Raw genomic sequence first — 21,205 nt, 5'->3', positions numbered from 1 at the left:
CATGCCCACCCTCGTTCACGAGTTCGACTGGCCGGACCGGGTCGTCGTGGGGACGGTCGGACGTCCCGGCGAGCGGACCTTCTACCTCCAGGCGCGCACGGGTAAGCGGATGACGAGCGTCGCGCTCGAGAAGCAGCAGTCCGCCGTGCTCGCCGCCTCCGTCGCCCAGCTCCTCGACACCCTCGCTTCCCAGGAGGAGGGACTCAGCATCCCGGCCGAGGCGCCGCCCGAGCTCGTCGACGACGCCCCGCTCGACCAGCCGGTCGAGGAGGACTTCCGGATCGGCGAGATCCACCTGAGCTGGGACCCGCGCACGCTGCAGGTCCTCATCGAGGCGTTTCCGGTCGACGAGGACCCGTCCGACCCCGACGACCCGGTCCACCCCGCCGACCTGGACGAGGTCGGCGAGCCGAGCGAGATGCTGCGGGTCCGGATGCCCGTCGGCACGGCGCGGGCGTTCGTAGAACGCACCATGGCCGTCGTCGAGGCCGGTCGCCCGTTCTGCCCGCGCTGCGGCGAGCCCATCGACCCGGACGGCCACGACTGCGCCCTGCCCGACGACGCCGAGTCCGGCGCCGCGTGACCGAGCGCGTCGACGTCGGGCCGGGGCCTGGTGGCCTGGATCCCGGTCCCGGTGAGAAGCCGGCCGACGACCTCCTGTCGGGCGAGCTCGAGCTCGTCGGACGGTTGCGCACCGCGTCGAACGCGACGTTCGTCGGGCGGATCGGCGAGGTCACGGTCGTCTACAAGCCCGTGGCCGGCGAGGCGCCGCTGTGGGACTTCCCGGACGGGACGCTCGCGCACCGGGAGGTCGCCGCATATCTGGTGTCCGAGTCGTTCGGGTGGGGCGTCGTCCCGCGGACGTGGCTGCGGGGCGGGCCGCACGGTCCGGGGATGGTCCAGCTCTGGCAGGAGCCCGACCCGGCCCAGGACCCGGTGGACGTCGTCCCGGCGGACGGCGGCGCGGACGACGACGGCGACTCGAGCGGCCGGCGGACCGTCCTCGAGGGCGTCGACGAGGACGACGAGCCCGTCCGCCTGGTCCACGAGGACTCGGTGGCACTGCGGCGGATGGCCGTCTTCGACGTCGTCGTCAACAACGCCGACCGCAAGGGCGGCCACGTGCTGCCCATGCCGGACGGTCACCGGTTCGGCGTCGACCACGGCGTCACGTTCCACGAGGAGCACAAGCTGCGGACGGTGCTGTGGGGCTGGTCCGGGGAGCCGCTCGATCCCGACGAGCTCGCGGGCGTCGAGCGCGTGCGAGCGGACCTGGACGGCGACCTCGGACGCCGCCTCGCCGCCCTGCTCACGGGCGACGAGACCGCCGCGCTCGCGGCGCGGTGCGAGCGGCTGCTCCGCGCCGCGCGGTTCCCCGCCCCCGAGGGCCCGATGCCCGCGGTGCCGTGGCCCCTCTTCTGAGCGGGCTCGTCGGCGACCGCGACGCTCGGGGCGCGGCATCCGGCGAGGCGTCGGACGGTCGCCGCGACCAGCCGGCGGTCACCGCAGATAGAGGTAGCCGTCGTGGTGGAGGACGAGGCGGAGCTCGAGGAACGTGGTGCGGCCGGACGTGAACCCTGCGTCGTAGTCGCAGGCCAGCACGACCGTCGTCTCGCCCTTCGGGGGAGTGGGGGCGGTCCGTTGGTCGTCGAGGACGGGGTGCGCGTTGGTCAACGTCCTCACCTGCAGGGCGTCGTCGTCGCCGAACTCCCACCCCCCTGCGAGCGCCCAGGTCGCGAGGTCGTCGCACGTGAGGGTGTCGTCCGGCCCGCTCGCCGCCGGGCTGAAGCCGGGGACCGGCGACGGGGGTGCGGTGAACGTCGTGCTGCTCCCCGTCGGTGACGGCGCGGCGGTGGTGGGGCTCGCGGCCGTCGTCGTCGTCGGCGCGGACGCGGTGGCGCCGCAGCCTGACACCAGGACCAGGACGAGCGTCGACGTCAGCACGGGTGCGAGGGCGTGCCGCGAAAGGGGCTGACGGGGGGACATCGATCTCCTTGCGGCGCACGGGTGCGCTGAACGTACAGCATCGTGACCCTCCGCGTCGGAGCCCGGGCATGCTCGTGCCGGGTCGCCGGGCGAGACTGGAGCGGTGAAGACGGACCTCAAGCGTGAGATCCCGACGTACGCGGCGCGCGGCGGACGGTTCGACGTCGTCACCGTCCCGCCGCTGCGGTATCTCATGGTCGACGGCCACGGCGACCCCAACACCGCGCCCGCGTACCGGGACGCGCTGGCGTCGCTGTACCCGCTCGCGTACACGTTGAAGTTCTTCAGCAAGAACGAGCTGGGCCGCGACTACGGGGTCATGCCGCTCGAGGCGCTGTGGTGGGCTGCCGACCCGGCCGCGTTCACGACGGCGCGCGACAAGTCCCGCTGGGACTGGACGTTGATGATCCTCACGCCCGACTGGGTCACCGACGAGCACGTCGAGACGGCGCGCGCGAAGGTCGCGGCCAAGGGTGAGGCGCCCGTCATCGACGAGGTCCGCGTCGAAGGTCTCGACGAGGGACTGTGCGTCCAGACCCTCCACGTCGGCCCCTACGACGACGAGGGCCCGGTCCTCGCGGACCTGCACGACCGGTTCGTCCCCGAGCAGGGCCTGCGCCTGGTCGGCAAGCACCACGAGATCTACCTGAACGACGCGCGCCGCACCGACCCGGCGAGGCTCCGGACGATCCTGCGCCAGCCCGTCGCCCGCGCCGCCGACGCCTGACGGACGCGTCGCGCGTCCTCAGCCGACGGCGAGCTGCACGTCCGCCGTGGCGCGCTTGAACCCGGCTCGCTCGTAGGTGGCGACGGCGGCCTCGTTGTCCCCGTCGACGTACAGCTCGACAGTGGTGGCGCCCCGCGCGGCGAGGCGTTCGAGCCCGGCCCGCAGGAGCCACGCGCCGAGGCCGGTGCCACGCGCCGACTCGTCGACGCCGAGCACGTAGATCTCCCCGACGCGGGGCGTCTCGGGCGGCACCTTGGTCCAGCAGTACCCGACGGGCTCACCGTCGGACTCCCGCTCGACGAGCACGAAGCCGTCGCCGTCGAACCAGTCCTCGGCCTCGCGGGCCCGCACGTCGGCCATGGTGACCCGCCCCTGCTCGGGGTGGTCCGCGAAGACCCGCGAGTTGAGCCGCACCCACGCGGGCTCGTCCTGGCCGGCGACGAAGGTCCGGGCCCGGTACCCGGCGGGCGCGTCGCCCGCGGCGAGCCCCTCGGCCTCGAGGCCCTCGGACGCGGGGAGGGGGCGTTCCATGCGCCACAGCTCGCGGACGACGGTGAGGTTGCGGCTGCGCGCGAGCCGCCGGGCGGCGGGCAGGTCGCCGTGGGCCCAGAGCGCGAGGCTGCGGTCCCGCGCGGACGCGACGTGCATGGCGCGCGAGAGGACGGCGAGCCCGATGCCGCGTCGTCGGACGAGGGGGTGCACGACGAGCTCCGCGCCCGCGCGCGAGGTCCCGCCCAGGTCGATCTGCGCGTACGCGAGCACGGGGGGCAGCCGGGGGCCGCGCGGGCCGCGGGCCCCGCGCCCGGTGGTGTGCCGGTTCTGCTCCGACGACGACGCACGCGCGAGCACGTGCCGCACGGGAGCCTCGCTGCTCTCGAGCGACAGGAGGGGCTGTTCGGACAGGGGAGCGACCCCGTCGTTCGACTCGGCTTCGTGGGCGAGCGCCCGGACGGCGGCGGCGTCCTCGGGTGAAAGGGGTCCGCGGCGGTCCTCGACGGTGAACTCGAGGGTGCGTCCGACCGCGAACATCGAGGCGACGGCGGACGTGAAGTCGTTCATGTCACGATTCCATCACGATTCGCGACGGACCGGGTCCCCCTGGGGAGGGACTTCGCCCGCTCCCGCCGTGAGCTGCCGGTAGTAGAGGACGGTCGGGTGCAGGGATCCGCCGGTCTGGCGCGAGAACGCCGGGATCGCGCCGACGCGGACGTACCCCGACGCCGCGTAGAGGCGCTCGGCGTCGCTGCCCTCGTTCGTGTCGAGGACGAGGAGCGACCGCCCCTCAGCGCGGGCGCCGTCCTCGACGGCGAGCAGGAGCGTCCGGGCGTGGCCGCGCCGTCGGGCGCCGGGGTGGACGAGGACCTTGACGACCTCGGCCCGGTGCCTCCCGTTCTCCTGGCCGGCGAGCACCAGCGACGCCGTCCCGACGACCTCGCCGGCGTCGCCCCGCACCACCCAGGTGCGGGTCTGCGGGTCGGCGAGGAACCCGGCCCACCAGACGGCGGCGTCGTCGGGCCGGGGCGTGGCCACCCAGCCCACGCTCGCGCCCGCCGCGACGCACGCGACCAGGACGCGGGCGAGCTGCGCGACGTCGTCGGGGGTGGGGGCAGGCAGGGGCTCGGCTCCGGTCACGACGCCGAGCCTAGGGGGTGCCGGTCAGCCGCGGAGGCAGACCTGGCAGGTGCCGCGGCGGCGCAGCCAGTAGGCGTACGTCGCCGCGCCCAGCAGGACGCTCCAGATCGGCCACAGGAACGCCGGTCCGAACGCCGCGAGACCGCCGCCGCTCAACTGCAGGTCGCCGTCCAGGACCCCCGCGATCAGCGTGAAGCCGGCGGGGAGCACCGCGACGGCGACGATCGTCGCCGGGATCACCGCGAGCGGCACGGGAACCCGACGGCCGGCCAGCCCGGCCGTCCAGCGGGGGAACCGCTCGCCCCAGCGCTGCGTCAGCCCGAGGGTGAGGACCGCCCCGACGACGGCGAACCCGCCGAGCCCGAGCGCCGCGATCCAGCCGCTGTCGTCGTGCAGGGCGTCGACGTCGTCGAACCCGAGCGAGATGCCGAGCACCCACGCGATGCGCGTCACCGCGTAGACGAGGGGCACCGCGGCGGCGGCGAACGTGACGCGTCGCCCCCAGCGGGCCGCGGCGGCGGGCGTCGTCCAGGCCGGGTCCCGTCCGTCGGCGTGGCGTCCGCACGACGCGCACGCGGCCCGCGCCGCCCGGTCGAACCGGACCAGCGCGACCGCGAGGAGCGCGCCGCCGACGAGCGCGACCGTCTGGAACGTCGACGCCCCCGTGACCATCTTGTGCAGCAGCGCGTCGCGGAACTCCGCGTCGAACGGCGCGAGGATCAGCAGGACCGGCAGGTAACCGAGCCGTGCGAGGACGGTGAGGTCCGTGAGTGCGACGACGCCCGCGAGCACGACGCCGCCCGCCGCGAGGACGGCGACCCGGACGCGGCGGGTGATGGCGGTGGCGGGCGACCCCGGGAGCCGCAGGCATCTCAGGGTGACGATCGTCCCCACCACGGCCAGCGCGCCGATCCAGAACGTCAGCGCGCGGGCGTCGACCCCGACGAGCGGGGTGCCGGCCTCGTTGCTCGCGTCGCCGACGGGGAGCGTGTGACCGGTCAGGGCGACGACGAGGGCGACGCCGGCCGCGACGGTCCACCAGGCGGCGGCGAGCCGTGCGACGACGGCGCCCCGCCCGTCCCGGAGCGAGCCCCGCGTGAGGGTCGGGCCGGTGCCCGGGGGGACGGCGTCGGCGGGGGCAGGGGAGGGCGACGGGGAGAGGTGTCGTGTGCTCATGTCTCGACCCTCGTCGTGCGGCCGGCCGGCCGGATCACCCCTGCCGGGGAACCTGACGGCGGCACCCTCACCCGCAGGGGTGAGGGTGCCGCTGGAGGGCGCCGTCCGGGGAGCGGGCTACTTCACCTCGGAGCGCAGCACGCGCCAGGTGCCGATCACCGCGGGCACGACGACCCACACGAGGACGCCCGTCGCCAGGTGGGCCCACTGGGCGCCGGTCACCGACCCGGAGTCGTACAGCACCGAGCTCGACTGGTTGAGGTCGAACCACTGGAGCGTGTCGCCGGCACCGCTCCAGATCCCGCCGACGATGCTGATGAGCGTCGGGACGAGGAAGTACGCGACGATCGCGAGGGCCGAGTTGAGCAGGGCCGCGCCGAACGCGAGACCCCAGACGACGCCGAGGACGAACGCGAGGAGGACCCGGGCCAGGACGGCGACGGTGACGCCGTCCCACGGCTCGGCGGCGCCGCCGACCGAGGCGAGGATCGCCGCCGGGATCGAGGCGACCAGGATGCCGCCGACGGCGAACAGCAGGGCCGCGGCGACCTTCGCGCCGAGGACCCGCTCGCGGTGCGGCGTCAGGGTGAACGTCACGAGGGCGGTCCGCTGGCCCCACTCGGAGCAGATCAGCAGGATGCCGAGGACCGGGAGCGCGAAGCCGAGCGGGATGCCGGCCATCGAGAGCAGGTTGAGGAAGGTCCGGTCGTCCTGGTCGCCGAAGACGAAGAAGCCGGCGGTGACCAGCACCGCGACCGCGCCGACCAGCGACAGCAGCCACGTCCCGGACCGGGTGTCGCGCATCTTGCGCATCTCGACCCGGATGAGGCGGGTCATGGGGACCGGACGGGTGCCCGAGACGTCGAGGACGTCCGGGGTGGCGCCCGGGCCCGTGGGAAGGGTGCCGGGGGCGGCGAGGGTGGTCATGCTGCTGCTCCTTCGATGGTCACGTTCTCGCGGGCGTCGGACGCGGTGAGCTGGAGGAACATCTCCTCCAGGCCGGCGCCCTCCGCGGGGCGCAGCTCGACGAGGACGACCCCCGCCGCTGCGGCGGCGCGGCCGACCGCGACCGGCTCCGCCTCGGTGCGCAGACCGCCGTCGCCGGACGGGGTCGCGGCGATGCCGGCGTCGTTGAGGACCTTCGCCAGCAGGCGCGGGTCGTCGGCGCGGACGAAGGTCCCGGCGGTGCGCAGCAGCTCCTGCTTGGTTCCCTGCGCGACGATGCGGCCACGGCCGATGAGGACCATGTCGTCGGCGATCATCTCGACCTCGTGCAGGAGGTGCGACGACAGGAGGACGGTGCCGCCCTCGGCCGCGAAGTCGCGGAGGAGCCCGCGCATCCAGTGGATGCCCGCGGGGTCGAGGCCGTTCGCGGGCTCGTCGAGGATGAGGACGGACGGCTTGCCGATCAGCGCGTTGGCGATGCCGAGCCGCTGGCGCATGCCGAGCGAGTAGTTCTTGACACGGCGCTTGGCCTCCGACGGCGTGAGGCCGACGGTCTCCAGCATCTCGTCGACGCGTGACTCGGGGAGCCCCATCGTCATCGCGGAGACGGCGAGGACCTCGCGGCCGGTGCGCCCCGCGTGCTGGGCCGACGCGTCGAGCAGGATGCCGACGTGGCGCCCCGGGTTGGGGATGTCGGCGTACTTGTGGCCGCCGATCGTGGCGACACCACGGTCCGGGAGCGTCAGCCCCGCCATGATGCGCATGCTCGTGGACTTGCCCGCGCCGTTCGGCCCGAGGAAGCCGGTGACGCGGCCGGACCGGGCGACGAACGACACGTCGTCGACGGCGGTGAAGCCCCCGTACCTCTTGCTCACGTTCTCGAAGGTGATCATGGCTCCAGCCTGGTCGGCGCACGGGTGCCGCACATCGGACCTCGGGCTGGACGTGCCCGATACCAAAGTCGGACGCCGTCCGAGACCTGGGCCTGCTGCCGCGCGCGGCCCCCGCTCCTAGGGTGTGAGAGTGCCGACCGCCCCCGACCCCTATGCGCCCCCGCTGACGCGGTGGGGTCGGACGTGGCGGCTGGCTCTCTGCGCCCTCGTGTCCTTCGTGACGTGGTCCCAGTCGGTGGAGCACGAGATGGACTCGCGTCCGTGGCTGGTCTGGGTCGACCTCGCGCTCGGCATCGGGTCGTTCGTGTTCGTCCTCGGCCGCCGGCGGCGCCCCACCGCGACGGCGGTCGCCCTGGCCCTGGCGACCGCGGTGTCGTCGGCCGCGGTGGGGCCCTCGGCGCTCGCGCTCGTCTCCCTCGCGACCCGGCGCGACCTCCCGCGGATCGTCGGGGTCGGCGCCCTGAGCGTGGCGGCAGGCGCCTGCTTCGACCTCGTCGTCCCGGACGCCAACGACGAGTCGTGGTGGCTCAACGTCCTGTTCGCCGTCATCGTCACGGGCGCGCTCGCGCTCTGGGGCATGTACGTCGGCTCGCGCCGCGAGCTCCTCTGGTCCCTGCGGGACCGTGCCGACCAGGCCGAGCAGCGGCAGGAGCTGCGCGTCGAGCAGGGTCGCGCGCTCGAGCGTGAACGCATCGCCCGCGAGATGCACGACGTCCTCGCCCACCGCATCTCCCTCATCAGCATGCACGCCGGGGCGCTGGCGTACCGGACCGACCTCTCGCCCGAGCAGGTCCGGGAGACGGCGTCGCTCGTCTCCGAGAAGGCGCACGAGGCGCTCGCCGAGCTGCGGGAGGTGCTGGGCGTGTTGCGCGCGACGGAGCCGACCCGGCCGCAGCCGACGCTCGTCGACCTGAGCGCGCTCGTCGACGAGGCCACGGCCACGGGCATGCGGGTCCGGCTCGACGACACCGTCCCCGACCCGGCCGCGGTGCCGGACCGGATCGGCCGCACCGTCTACCGGCTCGTCCAGGAGGGGCTGACGAACGCGCGCAAGCACGCGCCCGGCTCGCCCGTGACCGTCGAGGTCGGGGGCGCGCCGGACGGCTGGCTCCACGTCGTCGTGCGGAACGGGCGCAACGGCCTCGCCGACCCCACCGCCGCGACCGGCGCCGGGCTGGGGCTGGTCGGGATGCGCGAACGCGTCGAGCTCGCCGGCGGCCGGCTGGAGGTCCGGGAGGACCCGGGCGCGTTCGTCCTGGAAGCATGGCTCCCATGGCAGGCATGAGCGACGAGGGCATCACCGCGGGGATGCCGATCCGGGTGGTGCTCGTCGACGACGACCCCCTCGTCCGCAGCGGCCTCGGGCTGATCCTCGGTGGCGCTCCCGACCTGGAGATCGTCGGGCAGGCGGACGACGGCCGGGCCGCGCTCGCGCTCGTCGAGGAGCAGCGGCCCGACGTCGTGCTCATGGACATCCGCATGCCCGTCATGGACGGCATCGAGGCGACGGCCCGGCTGCGGTCGGTGGCGTCGCCGCCGCGCGTCATCGTGCTCACGACGTTCGGCGCCGACGACCACGTGGTCCGGTCGCTCGTCGCCGGGGCGGCCGGCTTCCTGCTCAAGGACACGCCGCCGGCCGACATCGTCGAGGCGGTGCGACGCGTGGCGGCGGGGGAGCCCATGCTCTCGCCCGCGGTCGTCGCGACCCTCATCGAACGGGTCAAGAAGCAGCAGGAACCGGGCCGGTCCGCCCGGGCGCGTCAACGGCTCGATCGCCTCACCGACCGGGAGCGGGAGATCGCGGAGGCCGTCGCGCGCGGGCTCAGCAACGCGCAGATCGCCTCCGAGCTCTACCTGAGCGTGCCGACCGTGAAGGCGCACGTGGGCCACATCTTCACCAAGCTCGACGTCGACAACCGCGTGCAGGTCGCGATCTGCGTCCTCGACGCGAGCGGCACCTGACCGCGGCGCTCGGCCCCCGGACGGCGGTCAGAGGGCGCCGGCGAGCGGCGCGGACGTCGAGCCCGCGGTGACGGCTACCTCGCGGGAGGCGTCGAGCTCGGGGCCCCGGTTCGGCCGGTCAGCCCGGGACGACGAACCCCGACGCGTACGCCCGGACGACCGCCTGCGTCCGGTCCCGGACACCGAGCTTGGCGAGGACGTTCGCCACGTGCGTCCGCACCGTCTCGACGCCGAGGAAGAGCGACGCCGCGATCTCCTGGTTGGACATCCCCGCGGCCACGAGCCGCAGCACCTCGGCCTCGCGGCCGGTCAGCCGCGCCTCCTCCAGGAGCGCGTCCGACGGCGTCCGGCCGGCCGCGAGCCGTCGCACCGTGTCGGGGAAGACGAGGGACTCGCCGCGGGCGACGACCCGCACGGCGTGCACGATCTCGTCGGGCCGCGCGCGCTTGAGGAGGAACCCCTGCGCTCCTGCGGCCAGGGCGTCGAGCACGTGGTCGTCGTTCTCGAACGTCGTCACGACGAGGACCCGCGCGTCCGGGCGCCGGGACAGCAGGGCGCGGAGGGCCGTGATCCCGTCGACCCGCGGCATCCGGACGTCGAGGAGAAGGACGTCGGGCTGCGTCTCGGCGACGAGCGCGAGGACGTCCGCGCCGTCGCCCGCCTCGCCGACGACCTCCAGGCCGTTCTCGAGGTCGATGATCGTCCGCAGGCCGGCGCGGACCAGCGGCTCGTCGTCGACGATCGCCACGCGGGTGGTCACAGGGCCTCCGGTCGGTTCGGGCCCGTGCGGGCGAGGAGGGGGAACGTGGCACGCACGGCCCAGCCGGCGCCGTCGGGCCCCGCCTCGAGCCGGCCCCCGAGAGCCTCGACCCGGTCGCGCATCCCGGACACGCCGTAGCGGCCCACGCCGCCGGGGCGGCGGGCGCTGCTGGCGCGCGCCGGCGTCCCCGCGCCACGGGCGTTGACGACCTCGACCCGGAGCGCGTCGCCCTCGACGGACACCCGCACGGTGACCGGAGCACCGGGCGCGTGCCTGACGGCGTTGGTCACGGCTTCCTGGACCACGCGGTACGCCTCGTGCGAGACGGCGCGGGGTACCTCGCGGCCGCCCGGGCGGGAGCCGGGGAGCGGGCCGAGCGTCACGTCGGTGCCGCCGGCGCGCACCTGCGCGACGAGGTCGGGGACGTCGTCGAGGGTGCGCGCGGTGTGGTGGAGGTCGGGCGCGACCGACCGCGGGCCGGCGCGCAGCAGCCCGAGGACGTGGTCGAGGTCGGCGAGGGCTGAGCGTCCGGTCTCCTCGATCGCGGCGAGAGCACGGCGCGCGGCGTCGGGGTCGCGGTCGAGGGTGCGGGCCGCGGCGGCGGCCTGGAGCGTGGTGACGGTGAGCGCGTGCCCGACGCTGTCGTGGAGCTCCTGGGCGAGCCGGGCTCGCTCGGCCTGACGACGTCCGCCCGCTTCGAGCTCGGCGATCCGCTCCGCCTGGTCGGGGCCGAGGAGCGCGGGCGCCGCCTGCCGCAGCACCGCGGCGCCGCCCACGGTGACGAGCGGGACGGCGAGGAGCATCGCGACGGCGATCGCCGCCCAGCCCACCGGGGGGATTGAGTCCCACGGCACGGGCGTGCCCGCGCCCAGGACGTCGGCGCCGAGGGCGCCGAAGCCGAGCTGGATCGCGATCGGGACGAGGATCATCAGCCCCCCGACGACGGCCGCGCCCAGCAGCAGGTGCAGCCCGTACCAGCTCGCCGCGCGCCACCGGGTCGCGGCCGTGGGCGGTGCCCCCGACGGGACGGGGAGGTCGACGTCGAGGAACGTGCGGACCGCGAGGACCTCGAGGGTCCGGACCGACCCGAGGAACGGGGGGATCGCGCCGAGCACCGCGGTGAGGCCTGCGAGCACCAGGACCGCGAGCGTGGGGCTCTCGGGGCGCCGGAGGATCGTCACGAAGGCCTGCGCCAGCAGCCCGTACGCGACCGCGACGATCCCGCCGAGCACCAGGTACACGCCGGCGCGGACCGTCCGGGCACCCCACCGCGGGGTGGCGGACGGCGCCGCGTCGGCGGCGCGGACGAGCGGCTGCTCCGGCATCGTCCCAGTCTGCCGAGGCCGACGCGCCCGCGCCTCCCCCTCACGGGTGGCGCGGGCGACGCGTTCTCAGTCCTCCGACGACGCCGCGGGACCCGCGAGCCCGGCCGCGATGAGGTCCATGACGGACGAGTCGGCGAGCGTCGTGGCGTCCCCGACGGTGCGGTTCTCGGCGACGTCGCGCAGCAGGCGGCGCATGATCTTGCCGGACCGGGTCTTGGGGAGCTCCGGGACGACGAGGATGCGGCGCGGCTTGGCGATCGGGCCGATCTCCTTGGCGACGTGGTTGCGCAGCGCGAGCTGGACCTCGGCCGAACCCTCCTCGGTCGCGGCCTTGTCGGCGTGCTCGCCGCGCAGGATCACGAACGCGACGACGGCCTGGCCGGTCGTGTCGTCGGCCGCCCCCACGACCGCTGCCTCGGCGACGATCTCGTGCGACACGAGCGCCGACTCGATCTCCGTCGTGGACAGGCGGTGGCCCGAGACGTTCATGACGTCGTCGACGCGGCCGAGCAGCCAGATGTCGCCGGCGTCGTCCTTCTTGGCGCCGTCGCCCGCGAAGTAGATGCCGGGGAACCGCGACCAGTAGGTGTCCTTGTACCGCTCGAGGTCACCCCAGATGCCGCGCAGCATGGACGGCCGCGGCTCGGAGAGCACGAGGTACCCCCCGCCGCCGTTCGGGACGGAGTGCGCCTCGTCGTCGACGACGTCCGCGACGATGCCGGGGAGCGGCACCTGGGCGGAGCCCGGCTTGGTCGCGGTGACGCCCGGCAGCGGCGAGATCATGATGGCGCCGGTCTCGGTCTGCCACCAGGTGTCGACGATCGGCGCCTTGTCGCCGCCGATGACGCGGCGGTACCACATCCACGCCTCGGGGTTGATCGGCTCGCCCACCGAGCCGAGGACGCGCAGCGACGACAGGTCGAAGCCCGCGGGGATGTCCTCGCCCCACTTCATGCACGTGCGGATCGCGGTCGGCGCCGTGTAGAGGATCGAGACCTTGTACTTCTCGACGAGCTCCCACCAGCGGCCGCGGTGCGGGGTGTCGGGGGTGCCCTCGTAGATGAGCTGGGTGGCGCCGTTGATGAGCGGCCCGTAGACGACGTACGAGTGGCCGGTGACCCAGCCGATGTCCGCGGTGCACCAGTAGACGTCGGTCTCGGCCTTGAGGTCGAAGACGTTCTTGTGCGTGTACGACGCCTGCGTCAGGTACCCGCCGGTCGTGTGGAGGATGCCCTTCGGCTTCCCCGTCGTGCCGGACGTGTAGAGGATGTAGAGCGGGTGCTCGGCCTCGACCCACACGGGCTCGTGGCGCACGTCGGCGGCGTCGAGCGCGTCGTCCCACCAGACGTCGCGGCCCTCGGTCCAGGCGGTCTCCTGGCCGGTGCGCTTGACGACGAGCACGTGCTCGACCGTCGTCGGCTCCGCGCCCTCACGGGGCTCGAGCGCCTCGTCGACGGCCGGCTTGAGCGCCGACGGCGCGCCGCGGCGGTAGCCACCGTCCGCGGTGATGACGAGCTTGGCCTCGGCGTCGGCGATGCGGCTGCGCAGCGCGTCGGCGGAGAAGCCTCCGAAGACGACGGAGTGCGGGGCGCCGATGCGGGCGCACGCGAGCATGGCGACGACCGACTCGACCAGCATCGGCAGGTAGATGACGACGCGGTCGCCCGACTCGACGCCGAGCGCCGACAGCGCGTTGGCGGCGCGGGAGACCTCGCGCTGCAGGTCCGCGTAGGTGACGGTCCGGGTGTCGCCGGGCTCGCCCTCGAAGTGGATCGCGACCCGGTCGCCCAGGCCCGCCTCGACGTGGCGGTCGACCGCGTTGTACGCGGCGTTGAGGGTGCCGTCGGCGAACCAGCGCGCGACGGGCGCGTCGGACCAGTCGAGGGTCTGGGTGAACGGGGTCTTCCAGGTCAGCAGCTCGTTCGCCTGCTTCGCCCAGAACGCGAGCCGGTCGGCGCGCGCCTCGTCGTACATCCCCGCCTGGGCGTTCGCCTGGGCGGCGAACTCCGCGCTCGGCGGGAAGCTCCGGGTCTCCGTGAGCAGGTTCTCGAGGCTCGAGGTCTCGGGCACGTCGTCCTCCGTTTTCGCATCGACTCTGGTGCGGTCGTCGTCCTGCGAGCCTAGTGCGCCCGCGTGACGGCGGTCACGTCGCCAGCACTGTACTCGCATTGGGACGGGTCGGTTGCAAATGCTCTCGTCTGGCCGGCTCCCGACGGTCCGCGCGCTGGTCAGGATGCCGTCCGTGAGGGCACGGGCGATGCTGGGCGCGGGACCAGCACCGTGAACCGGACCGGGGAGGCCGCGTGACGTTCGTCCACCAGGACGTCCTCGACACCGCGCTGCAGGGGGTCCGTTCCGGCCAGGACGTCCTGCTCGTCGGGGACACCGGCTCAGGCCGGAGCACCGTGCTGCACGCCCTCGCAGAGCCGCTGCGGGTCTCGGGCGCGGCGGTCGTGGAGCTCGTCGGCACGGGCGGCGACCCGGTGCCGCTCGGCGGTTTCCTCAGCCACCCGGTGCTCGCACCGCGCACCTCCGGACGTTGGGGCGTCCCCGAGGCCACGGCCGCCCTGGCCGAGGCGCTCGGAGCGCGCGGCGTCGTCCTCGTCGACGACGTCCACCTCCTCGACGGCCCGTCCCGCGCCGTCGTCGCTGCCGTCGCGCGCCAGCGCCGCCACCAGGTCCGCGTGGTCACGACGCTGCCGTCCGCCGTCCTGCCCGACGACGGCCCCTGGGTGCCGCTCGTGCGCGGTGCCGTCTGCGTGCCGGTGACGCCGCTGCAGGTCAACGACGTCGTCGCGCTGTTCGACGACGTCCTGCAGGGGAGCGTCGAAGGCGGGCTCGCGGCGACGGTCGCGGGCCGGACGGGCGGCAACCCGCGCGCCGTCGAGGCGTTCGTCTCCGCCGCGCGGGCGGCGGGCGCGATCGCGCGCGTCGACGGCCGGTGGGCCCAGACCGGCGCGCTCGAGAACGTCCCCACCGAGTCCGTGGTCCAGGGACTCCTCGCGGGGACACCCTCCGAGCTGCGGCGCGGCCTCGAGACGCTCGCCTGGTTCGGACTGCTCGGCGTGGACCAGGCACGGGCGCTGCTCGGTGACGACGTGCTGGCTGCGCTCGACGCGGCCGGCCGGATCGTCGTCGACGAACGCCCGCCCGCGGGGAGGGTCGCGGTCAGCCCGCCGGTCCTCGGGCAGGCGTTGCGCCTGCAGCTCACCGCGGCGCGACGGGCTGTCCTGCGCGAGCGGGCGGACGACCTGCTCGGCGGCGGAGGAACGACCGACGCCGCGGCCGGCCCGGGGCGGACTGCGCCGTCGAGCCTCGCGGCGCTCGTCGAGCACGCCGACGACGCCGCCGACCCCCACGACCGGCCCGTGCACCAGCAGGTCGCGATCATCACGGAGTCCGTCCGCGCGCAGGCGAGCCTGTGGTCGCGGGCGTGGGCGTCCCGGCGTGACGTCGCGAGCGCGCTCCCGCTGCTGCGGCTGTTCCTCCTCGACGGGTACGCCCAGGTCGACGTCGACGCGATCCTCAGCGGCACCGCGCCGTCGAGCACGGACGACCCCGACGAGATCGGCGCCTTCGTGATGCTCCGTGCCCAGTGGACGGCGCTCCAGGGCGGCAGCGTCCGCGAGGGGCTGCTGCACGACGCCGGACCGTCGGGAAAGCTCGTCGTCGAGGGTGTGGGAGAGCCGTTCCTGCGGTACCTCGAGGCGGTCTACGAAGGCGGCACCGGGCTCGGGGACCCCGCGGACCTCGCCGCGTTCGACGACGCCGCCGTCCCCGGACCCCTGCGCGGCTACGCGACGATCCTCCGGGTCCAGCGCGCCGTCGAGGAGGGCCAGCCCGACCTCGCCCTCGACCTGCTCGACGGCTGGGAGGGGTCGAGGTACCAGCGCCCCTACACGGATCGTCTGGACGCCTTGCGCGGCGACGCGCTCCTCCTGGCCGGGAGGGTCGAGGACGCCGTCGCGTGGGCGCGGGCACAGGTCAGCGCCGCGAACGACGAGCTGAGCCCCTTCGGGGTCCGGCTCGCCGCGCGCGGGCTCGCGACCGCGCTGTACGTGCAGGGTGACGGGGCGACGGCCCTGCGGGCGCTGAGCGTCGTGCTGCGGCTCGGACGCTGCGGGCCGCTGCACAGCGGTTTCGACGAGCGCATCTTCGGGCTCGCGGCCGTCCTGCACGCTCGGCAGGGCCACGGCGAGCTCGCCCGGATGCTCCTCGACGAGCTCGAGGCCACACCGCGCCCCTACGCGCTCACCCTCGACTTCATCCGGCCCTGGGCGCGGATGGAGGTCACGTCCGCGCTCGACGGCGGCACCCCCGACGGCGAGCCCCTGTGGGCGGCAGGGGAACGGCTCCGTGCCGAGGGCAAGACGATGTCGGCGGCCATGTGCTGGGCGCTCACCCCGGCCCGCCTCGACCTCGACCGGCTCGCGGCGCTCGAACAGGTCGTGCACGACGTCGAGGTGCCGCTGCTCGCGCCGTTGCTGCGGCTCCAGCGGAGGATGTCGCGCGGCACCAGCACTGAGATCCTCGAGTCGCTGCGGCCCCTCCGGTTCAGCGGACCCCTGCGGCAGGTCGCGATCGCGACCGCCCGGGAGGCGGCCGTCCGAGAACGCGGGCAGGACCTCACCGACGCGGAGGTCGCGGCGCTCACAGGACACGCGGCGGACGAGGGGGCTGGTCTCGCCCCCGTCGTGCCGCTCACGGTCCGCGAGGAGGAGATCGTCGACCTCGCGCGCGACGGCCTGAGCAACCGGGAGATCGCGAGCCGGCTCTTCGTGTCCGTGCGGACGGTCGAGAGCCATCTCTACCGGGCCATGCAGAAGCTGGGGATCTCCCAGCGGGCTGACCTGGGCTGAGCGCGGGTCGGCCGCGGGCGGCTCCGTTGATCCCACCGCGCAGAGGTCGCCCACAGCAGGCCAGCTCGGTCACGCCGTGGGGGCGTCGGCTGCTCCGGCGTCGGCGGCGTCCGCCCTGCGGTTGCGGGCGGCGCGCCAGTAGAGGCTCCCGGCCCACACGAACATCCCGCCGGCGACGACGTAGAGCGCGACGTGCTTGTTCTCGCCGTTGACCGCGTTGTTGAGGTGGCCGAGCCAGGGGACCGCGTACAGGACCTTGGCGCGGACCTGGTAGTCCTGGACGGGCTTGTCGGGGGCCGCGTTGGCGTCGCCCTGGAAGGTGAAGGTGTAGCCGCCGTCGGCGCGGTGGGTGATGCCGGTGACGCGGTGGGTGATGGGGGTCGGGTCGTCCGGGTTCGGCAGGTAGGTGACGACCTGGCCGATGCGCACGTCCTCCGGCTCGACCGGCACGACGACGGCGAGGGAGCCGACGGGCAGGTTCGGTTCCATCGACCCCGACAGGATCGTCAGCGGGATGCCGCCCGCGACCTTCGGCACCACGATGAGGAGGGTCGCCATGACCAGCACGAGGGCGAGCAGGCCGTAGGTGAACCCGGTCCACAGCCCCGACAGCACGGGGTGCTTGCCGTGCCTCTCCGGCTCGGACGCGGTCGCCGGCGCCGGAGCGGCCGGTGCCGGGCTCGTCGGTTCGGCGGACTCCGGGAACAGGTCCGTGATCGTCGCTGTCGTCACTTCGTCCCCTCCTCACGTGCCGCTTCCGTCGGGGGCTCGGCCGACGACGGCGCCGACGTCGGAGCGGGGTCGTCCTCGGTCACGGAATCGGCGCAGTCGTCGGTGGTGGTCGTGGTGGTGTCCGTCCCCGTGGCGGCGTCCGCGGCCGGGTCTTCCGTCGGGGAGTCGGTGGGCTCTGCCGTGGGGCACGTGTCCGGGGTCTCGTCCGTCTCCGTGCCGTCGGTCGGGACGTCGGCCGTGTCGTCGGTGTCCGTCGGCTCCGACGCGTCGTCCGACGGGGTGGTCGGCGTCGGGTCCGGCGTCGTGGTCGGCGCGCTCGACGGCGTGTCCGTCGGGTCGGCGGCCGGGGTCGTCGGGGCGGTCGACGGCGTGCCCGCAGCCTTCGCGCTACGCAGCGAGCTCCACTGCGGTTGCAGGGCGGGATCGTTCGACCATGCGGTGCTCATGCCTCCGGCGAAGTCCGTGTGCGACGTGACGCTCGTGACGTCCCAGCCGCTGAGGTTCCGGTTGAAGCTGCTCGCACCGTAGAACATCCGGTCCATGGTCGTGACCGCGCCCGTCTGCGACCAGCCGCCGATGTTGCTGTTGAAGGCGGTCGCGCCCTCGAACATCGAGGACATCGTCGTCACGCTGGACGTGTTCCATCCGGCCAACGACTTGTTGTAGGTCGAGCCGGCGAACATGAAGGACATGTCCCGGACGTTCGACACGTTCCAGTACGGATCGGTGCCCGCAAGCCCGAGCGAGTAGTAGTCGTAGTGCGAGTTCTCGAACATGTGCGCCATGGTCGTGACGCTCGAGAGGTCCCACGGGCGAACGTCACCCTTGAAGGACGCCGTCTCGGCGAACATGTACGACATATCGGTGACGCTCGACGTCTTCCAGTTGGGAAGGTCCTGGTTGAACGCGTCCGCGTTCATGAACATGCGGCTCATGTCGGTGACCTCGCCGGTGTGCGACCAGCCGCCGATGTTCCCGTTGAAGTTCGTGGCCCCCTCGAACATCGAAGCCATCGTCCTCACCGCGGCGGTGTTCCAGCCGGTGATGTCGCCGTTGAAGGTGCTGGCGTTCTTGAACATGCTCGACATGTCGGTGACCTGGGAGACGTCCCAGCGACCGCCGGTCGAGTTGATGTTGCCGTTGAATGCCGTCCCTTCGAACATCGACGACATGTCTTGGACCGAGGACGTGTTGAACGCGAGGTTGTAGGAGCCGATCGTCGAGTTCATGAACATGCCCGACATGTCCACGACCTTGGACGTGTCCCACTGCGGGCTGGCATTGATGATGCTCCACCAGTTGATCGTCCCTGCCCTCTCGAACATGTGGCGCATGGAGGTGACGTTCGAGGTGACGAGACCGTTGACGCTGAGTTCCTGACTCGTCGCGGTCGAGGCGTTCGCGAACATGAAGGACATGTCGGTGATCGACGACGGCGCGCCGTTGATATAAGTCATGTTGACGGCGTTGTAGAAGGCGTACGCGGCCGACGTGGTGCGGATCGCGTCGGTCCAGAGGTTGACGCCCTTGAGCGCGCCGATGTCGGCGACGGTCTGGTCCGGCGAGCCGAGGCCCTTGAACGTGCCGTCGACCGTCACGTAGGCCTGGCCGGTGAGCTCCGCAGGGTAGGAGTGGCAGTACTTGCCGGTGGTCGTCGCGCGCGTCGTGGCTTCGGGCCCCTGCGACCAGTCGCTCCAGTGGATCGTGGCGTCGGGCTCGGTGAGGAACAGGCAGATCGTCCGGTCTGGATCGAGCCCGAGGTCGAAGTCGAAGGCGACCTGGCCACCGGCGGCCCCGGTGGTGAGCGTGCCGCCGTTCAGGGTCGCGGTGTCAGTCCAGCCCTTGTAGGTGTTCTGGAGCGTCACGGTGAGGTTCGAGAGGTCGATCGACGTGGCAGCGGTCGGCAGGCTCGAGTCGGCGGTGACGGTGAGCTTGAGTGCGACGGTCTGCTTCCCGTCGGTGCCGGACTCGCTGCCCTTGATGGTGGCCGGGGTCGAGGCGAGAGCGATGGTGACGTGGTCCTCGACCGCGTCGGGCACGACGGCGCCCGTGACGCTCTGCTTGAAGCTCGCCTCGAGGTTGTTCCCGACCGCCGTCACCGAGACGTCCGGGACGGTGTAGACGAGGGTCGTCCCGGCCGTGAGCTTGGCGGTGGACGGGTCGAAGGCGTTGCCGTCCTTCGTCCAGGTGCCCCCGCTGATCGTCGTCGGGTCGATGCCGAGGCTGCCGGTCGTGATCGTGCCGGCACCGATGGGCGCCGAGTCGTTCCACGCCGCGTTCGCCGCCGCGGACACGCCGAGGACCATCGCCGCCGTCGCTGCCACCGTGATCACGGCGGTGCGGAGAAGGGCGATGGTCCTGGTGGTGCGCACTGAGCGCTCGATTCCTTGTGGGTTGATGGGTGGGGGTGGTAGTGACCGCAGGCGGCGACCGTCAAGGGGGGAACGGTCACCGCCCGCGGTGGTTCAGGGCGTCACGGAGCCGGGACGATGTTCGCCGGCTCGTTCTGCTGGAGGGCGACCTTGATCGTGCTCAGGTCGACGGTCTGGTCCATCGATCCCGCCGGGCTGGGCGCGCCCTGGTTGTCGGTGTCCTCATCGAACGTGAGGGTGACCTCGGCGGTGATGGTGTAGTCCTCACCGTCGTTCGAGCCGGTCAGGACGAGGGTGTCGGTCGGGCTGGCCGTGCCGTCTGTCAGCGTGACGGTGGCATCCACGCCATCCGGCATGCCCGTACTCGGGATGTCCAGCGTCCCGGTGACGCTCAGGTTCTCACCCTGGAGGCTCACGGGGATGTCGTAGGTCCCGACGAGGACGTCACCCGGCACCATCTTGAACGAGCCGATGTTGGCGATGTCGTGCACAGCGCCGTCTGTCTTGTCCTGCCACGTCATCTCGCTAGGGAACTCGGCGGTCAGGTGACCGGTCCCGGTGCTGCCGGTGCCGATGTCGCCCGACTGGTTCCACAGCGCGAACGTGCCCATGCCCCCGAGCAGAACTGCCACGCCGGCGGCTGCGGCGACGGTGCCCTTGACCGCACTCTTCTTCGTTGTCTTGGTGGTCATGGCTCTCGGGGTCTCCCTTGGGTGGTGGGGTGTCGAGCCTGATGGGTTCGACACGTCCACCATCCGCGGGCGCGGGCGCCCGTAGGTGGGTTTCGGGGCGCTCCGTAGGTACGCGAGCCGCGCTGACCTGCGGTGACACCCGCCACCGGGCGGAACTTGAGTACTGCGGAGGCGACCTCGCAGTACTGCTCTGCGTACGTCGTCGGGCGTGGGGCTCGGCGCCCTGGTGACACACGCCGCGGCGCCGGGGAGGATGGAGAGCCGCGACGAGGAGGTTCGGGTGGGCTGGTGGACCGATCAGGTGGTGGTGCGGGTCGAGCCGGCGGTGCTGTCGTCGGAGCTGCTCGTGCCGTACCGGCGGCGCGCGTGCGCGGGCCTCGCGGGGACGGTGCTGGAGATCGGGTTCGGCGCGGGCTACAACGTGCCGCTCTACCCGGCCGAGGTGCGCCGGGTCCTCGCGGTCGACCCCTCGGACCTGGGCTGGGAGCAGTCGGCGGGCCGGCGCACTCAGGCGAGCGCCGCCGTCGTGCGGGTGGGGAAGGACGCCCAGGCGCTGCCGCTCGACGACGCGAGCGTGGACGCCGTCCTGTCGACGCTGACGCTCTGCACGGTCCCGGACCCGGTGGCGGCGTTGCGCGAGGTCGGGCGGGTCCTGCGGCCGGGCGGGACGGTCCACCTGCTGGAGCACGGCCTGTCCGACGACGCGCGCGTCGCACGTCGCCAGCACCGCCACACGCGGTGGTGGTCGCACTTCGCGGGCGGGTGCCACCTCGACCGGGACGTCCCGGCGCTGTGCGAGGAGGCGGGGCTGCGGGTGGTGCGGATGGAGGCGTCGGACGCGGGCCGGCCGCGCGCGTGGGCGCACGTCTACGAGGGCGTCGCGACGGTCTGACCGGCCGCCGCAGCGCGGGGGCGCACACGAAACCGGCGCCCCTCGCGAGGGACGCCGGCGCCGCCAGCGGTGCGGTGCGGGGATCAGGCGCCGTGTCGTCGAAGCCGTCGCGACGGGTGGCCGTGGAACATGTCCTGGTGGCGTCCCGGTCGACGTGTCACGTAGACGGACAGGTCGGGCGTGGGTCCCGCTCCCGCTGTGTGGTGCTGTCTCTCTATGGGACGCCCTGGCGGCCCGAAGCACAACCGGGCA

Annotated in this window: 19 protein-coding genes; 7 read left to right on the top strand and 12 right to left on the bottom strand. The window is 73.5% G+C overall.

Annotated features, from left to right (window positions below):
* Window position 1 precedes the first annotated feature (1 nt).
* Together ACFT5B_RS03150 and ACFT5B_RS03145 are read left to right on the top strand one after the other, a co-directional pair.
* Window positions 2-583 (top strand): DUF3090 domain-containing protein, encoded by a 582-nt coding sequence (locus tag ACFT5B_RS03150; protein WP_386796523.1) that lies wholly within the window; start codon window positions 2-4, stop codon window positions 581-583.
* Between the two features lie 35 nt (window positions 584-618).
* Window positions 619-1,422 carry an SCO1664 family protein gene (locus ACFT5B_RS03145; protein WP_386796547.1) on the top strand — a complete coding sequence of 268 codons (804 nt, stop codon included), beginning with the start codon at window positions 619-621 and terminating at the stop codon, window positions 1,420-1,422.
* A gap of 78 nt (window positions 1,423-1,500) precedes the next feature.
* On the opposite strand, the gene ACFT5B_RS03140 is transcribed toward ACFT5B_RS03145, so the two are convergent.
* On the bottom strand, window positions 1,501-1,986 hold the full coding sequence (locus ACFT5B_RS03140) for a hypothetical protein (protein WP_386796522.1): 486 nt from the start codon (window positions 1,984-1,986) through the stop codon (window positions 1,501-1,503).
* A gap of 103 nt (window positions 1,987-2,089) precedes the next feature.
* Between ACFT5B_RS03140 and ACFT5B_RS03135 the strand changes: the two genes are divergently transcribed.
* On the top strand, window positions 2,090-2,713 hold the full coding sequence (locus ACFT5B_RS03135; protein WP_386796521.1) for a GyrI-like domain-containing protein: 624 nt from the start codon (window positions 2,090-2,092) through the stop codon (window positions 2,711-2,713).
* An 18-nt stretch (window positions 2,714-2,731) separates the two neighbouring features.
* Here ACFT5B_RS03135 and mshD read toward each other — a convergent pair whose 3' ends face one another.
* The 5 genes from mshD to ACFT5B_RS03110 all read right to left on the bottom strand — a co-directional run bounded on the left by mshD (window position 2,732) and on the right by ACFT5B_RS03110 (window position 7,359).
* Entirely contained in the window at window positions 2,732-3,772 is a 1,041-nt protein-coding gene (gene mshD / locus ACFT5B_RS03130; protein WP_386796520.1) for a mycothiol synthase, read from the bottom strand.
* Window positions 3,773-3,784: 12 nt separating this feature from the next.
* Window positions 3,785-4,345 carry a GNAT family N-acetyltransferase gene (locus tag ACFT5B_RS03125; protein WP_386796519.1) on the bottom strand — a complete coding sequence of 187 codons (561 nt, stop codon included), beginning with the start codon at window positions 4,343-4,345 and terminating at the stop codon, window positions 3,785-3,787.
* Between the two features lie 24 nt (window positions 4,346-4,369).
* Entirely contained in the window at window positions 4,370-5,521 is a 1,152-nt protein-coding gene (locus ACFT5B_RS03120) for a hypothetical protein (RefSeq protein ID WP_386796518.1), read from the bottom strand.
* Window positions 5,522-5,638: 117 nt separating this feature from the next.
* On the bottom strand, window positions 5,639-6,448 hold the full coding sequence (locus tag ACFT5B_RS03115; RefSeq protein WP_386796517.1) for an ABC transporter permease: 810 nt from the start codon (window positions 6,446-6,448) through the stop codon (window positions 5,639-5,641).
* Entirely contained in the window at window positions 6,445-7,359 is a 915-nt protein-coding gene (locus ACFT5B_RS03110; protein WP_386796516.1) for an ABC transporter ATP-binding protein, read from the bottom strand. The genes ACFT5B_RS03115 and ACFT5B_RS03110 overlap by 4 nt, the downstream gene beginning before the upstream one ends.
* Before the next feature lie 130 nt (window positions 7,360-7,489).
* On the opposite strand from ACFT5B_RS03110, the gene ACFT5B_RS03105 reads away from it, so the two are divergent.
* Together ACFT5B_RS03105 and ACFT5B_RS03100 are read left to right on the top strand one after the other, a co-directional pair.
* Window positions 7,490-8,644 (top strand): sensor histidine kinase, encoded by a 1,155-nt coding sequence (locus ACFT5B_RS03105; protein ID WP_386796515.1) that lies wholly within the window; start codon window positions 7,490-7,492, stop codon window positions 8,642-8,644.
* Window positions 8,632-9,321 (top strand): response regulator, encoded by a 690-nt coding sequence (locus ACFT5B_RS03100; protein ID WP_386796514.1) that lies wholly within the window; start codon window positions 8,632-8,634, stop codon window positions 9,319-9,321. The genes ACFT5B_RS03105 and ACFT5B_RS03100 overlap by 13 nt, the downstream gene beginning before the upstream one ends.
* A gap of 118 nt (window positions 9,322-9,439) precedes the next feature.
* Here ACFT5B_RS03100 and ACFT5B_RS03095 read toward each other — a convergent pair whose 3' ends face one another.
* From ACFT5B_RS03095 to acs, 3 genes are all read right to left on the bottom strand, one after another.
* Window positions 9,440-10,081 (bottom strand): response regulator, encoded by a 642-nt coding sequence (locus ACFT5B_RS03095; RefSeq protein ID WP_386796513.1) that lies wholly within the window; start codon window positions 10,079-10,081, stop codon window positions 9,440-9,442.
* Complete coding sequence (locus tag ACFT5B_RS03090) at window positions 10,078-11,406, bottom strand: histidine kinase (RefSeq protein WP_386796512.1); 1,329 nt, start codon at window positions 11,404-11,406, stop codon at window positions 10,078-10,080. Before ACFT5B_RS03090 ends, ACFT5B_RS03095 begins: the two co-directional genes overlap by 4 nt.
* Window positions 11,407-11,472: 66 nt before the next feature.
* Entirely contained in the window at window positions 11,473-13,476 is a 2,004-nt protein-coding gene (acs, locus tag ACFT5B_RS03085; protein ID WP_386796511.1) for an acetate--CoA ligase, read from the bottom strand.
* Window positions 13,477-13,709: 233 nt separating this feature from the next.
* Here acs and ACFT5B_RS03080 point away from each other — a divergent pair, with 233 nt between their 5' ends.
* Window positions 13,710-16,265, top strand: a complete 2,556-nt coding sequence (locus ACFT5B_RS03080) for a LuxR C-terminal-related transcriptional regulator (RefSeq protein WP_386796510.1) — start codon at window positions 13,710-13,712, stop codon at window positions 16,263-16,265.
* A gap of 69 nt (window positions 16,266-16,334) precedes the next feature.
* On the opposite strand, the gene ACFT5B_RS03075 is transcribed toward ACFT5B_RS03080, so the two are convergent.
* From ACFT5B_RS03075 to ACFT5B_RS03065, 3 genes are all read right to left on the bottom strand, one after another.
* On the bottom strand, window positions 16,335-16,997 hold the full coding sequence (locus ACFT5B_RS03075; RefSeq protein WP_386796509.1) for a signal peptidase I: 663 nt from the start codon (window positions 16,995-16,997) through the stop codon (window positions 16,335-16,337).
* Entirely contained in the window at window positions 16,994-19,369 is a 2,376-nt protein-coding gene (locus ACFT5B_RS03070; RefSeq protein ID WP_386796508.1) for a BspA family leucine-rich repeat surface protein, read from the bottom strand. Before ACFT5B_RS03070 ends, ACFT5B_RS03075 begins: the two co-directional genes overlap by 4 nt.
* A gap of 101 nt (window positions 19,370-19,470) precedes the next feature.
* Window positions 19,471-20,061, bottom strand: coding sequence for an alternate-type signal peptide domain-containing protein (locus ACFT5B_RS03065; RefSeq protein ID WP_386796507.1), 591 nt, complete (start codon window positions 20,059-20,061; stop codon window positions 19,471-19,473).
* Window positions 20,062-20,341: 280 nt separating this feature from the next.
* On the opposite strand from ACFT5B_RS03065, the gene ACFT5B_RS03060 reads away from it, so the two are divergent.
* Window positions 20,342-20,953 (top strand): class I SAM-dependent methyltransferase, encoded by a 612-nt coding sequence (locus ACFT5B_RS03060; RefSeq protein ID WP_386796506.1) that lies wholly within the window; start codon window positions 20,342-20,344, stop codon window positions 20,951-20,953.
* Window positions 20,954-21,205 lie beyond the last annotated feature (252 nt).

Source organism: Luteimicrobium sp. NPDC057192, assembly GCF_042670205.1.
GTDB lineage: Bacteria > Actinomycetota > Actinomycetes > Actinomycetales > Cellulomonadaceae > Luteimicrobium.
This window is presented reverse-complemented; position numbering and strand designations above follow the sequence as displayed.

Coding starts and splice junctions, on each gene's coding strand:
- ACFT5B_RS03150 (WP_386796523.1), top strand. CDS start 2: ATGCCCACCCTCGTTCACGAGTTCGACTGGCCGGACCGGGTCGTCGTG.
- ACFT5B_RS03140 (WP_386796522.1), bottom strand. CDS start 1,986: ATGTCCCCCCGTCAGCCCCTTTCGCGGCACGCCCTCGCACCCGTGCTG.
- mshD (WP_386796520.1), bottom strand. CDS start 3,772: ATGAACGACTTCACGTCCGCCGTCGCCTCGATGTTCGCGGTCGGACGC.
- ACFT5B_RS03120 (WP_386796518.1), bottom strand. CDS start 5,521: ATGAGCACACGACACCTCTCCCCGTCGCCCTCCCCTGCCCCCGCCGAC.
- ACFT5B_RS03115 (WP_386796517.1), bottom strand. CDS start 6,448: ATGACCACCCTCGCCGCCCCCGGCACCCTTCCCACGGGCCCGGGCGCC.
- ACFT5B_RS03110 (WP_386796516.1), bottom strand. CDS start 7,359: ATGATCACCTTCGAGAACGTGAGCAAGAGGTACGGGGGCTTCACCGCC.
- ACFT5B_RS03100 (WP_386796514.1), top strand. CDS start 8,632: ATGGCAGGCATGAGCGACGAGGGCATCACCGCGGGGATGCCGATCCGG.
- ACFT5B_RS03090 (WP_386796512.1), bottom strand. CDS start 11,406: ATGCCGGAGCAGCCGCTCGTCCGCGCCGCCGACGCGGCGCCGTCCGCC.
- ACFT5B_RS03065 (WP_386796507.1), bottom strand. CDS start 20,061: ATGACCACCAAGACAACGAAGAAGAGTGCGGTCAAGGGCACCGTCGCC.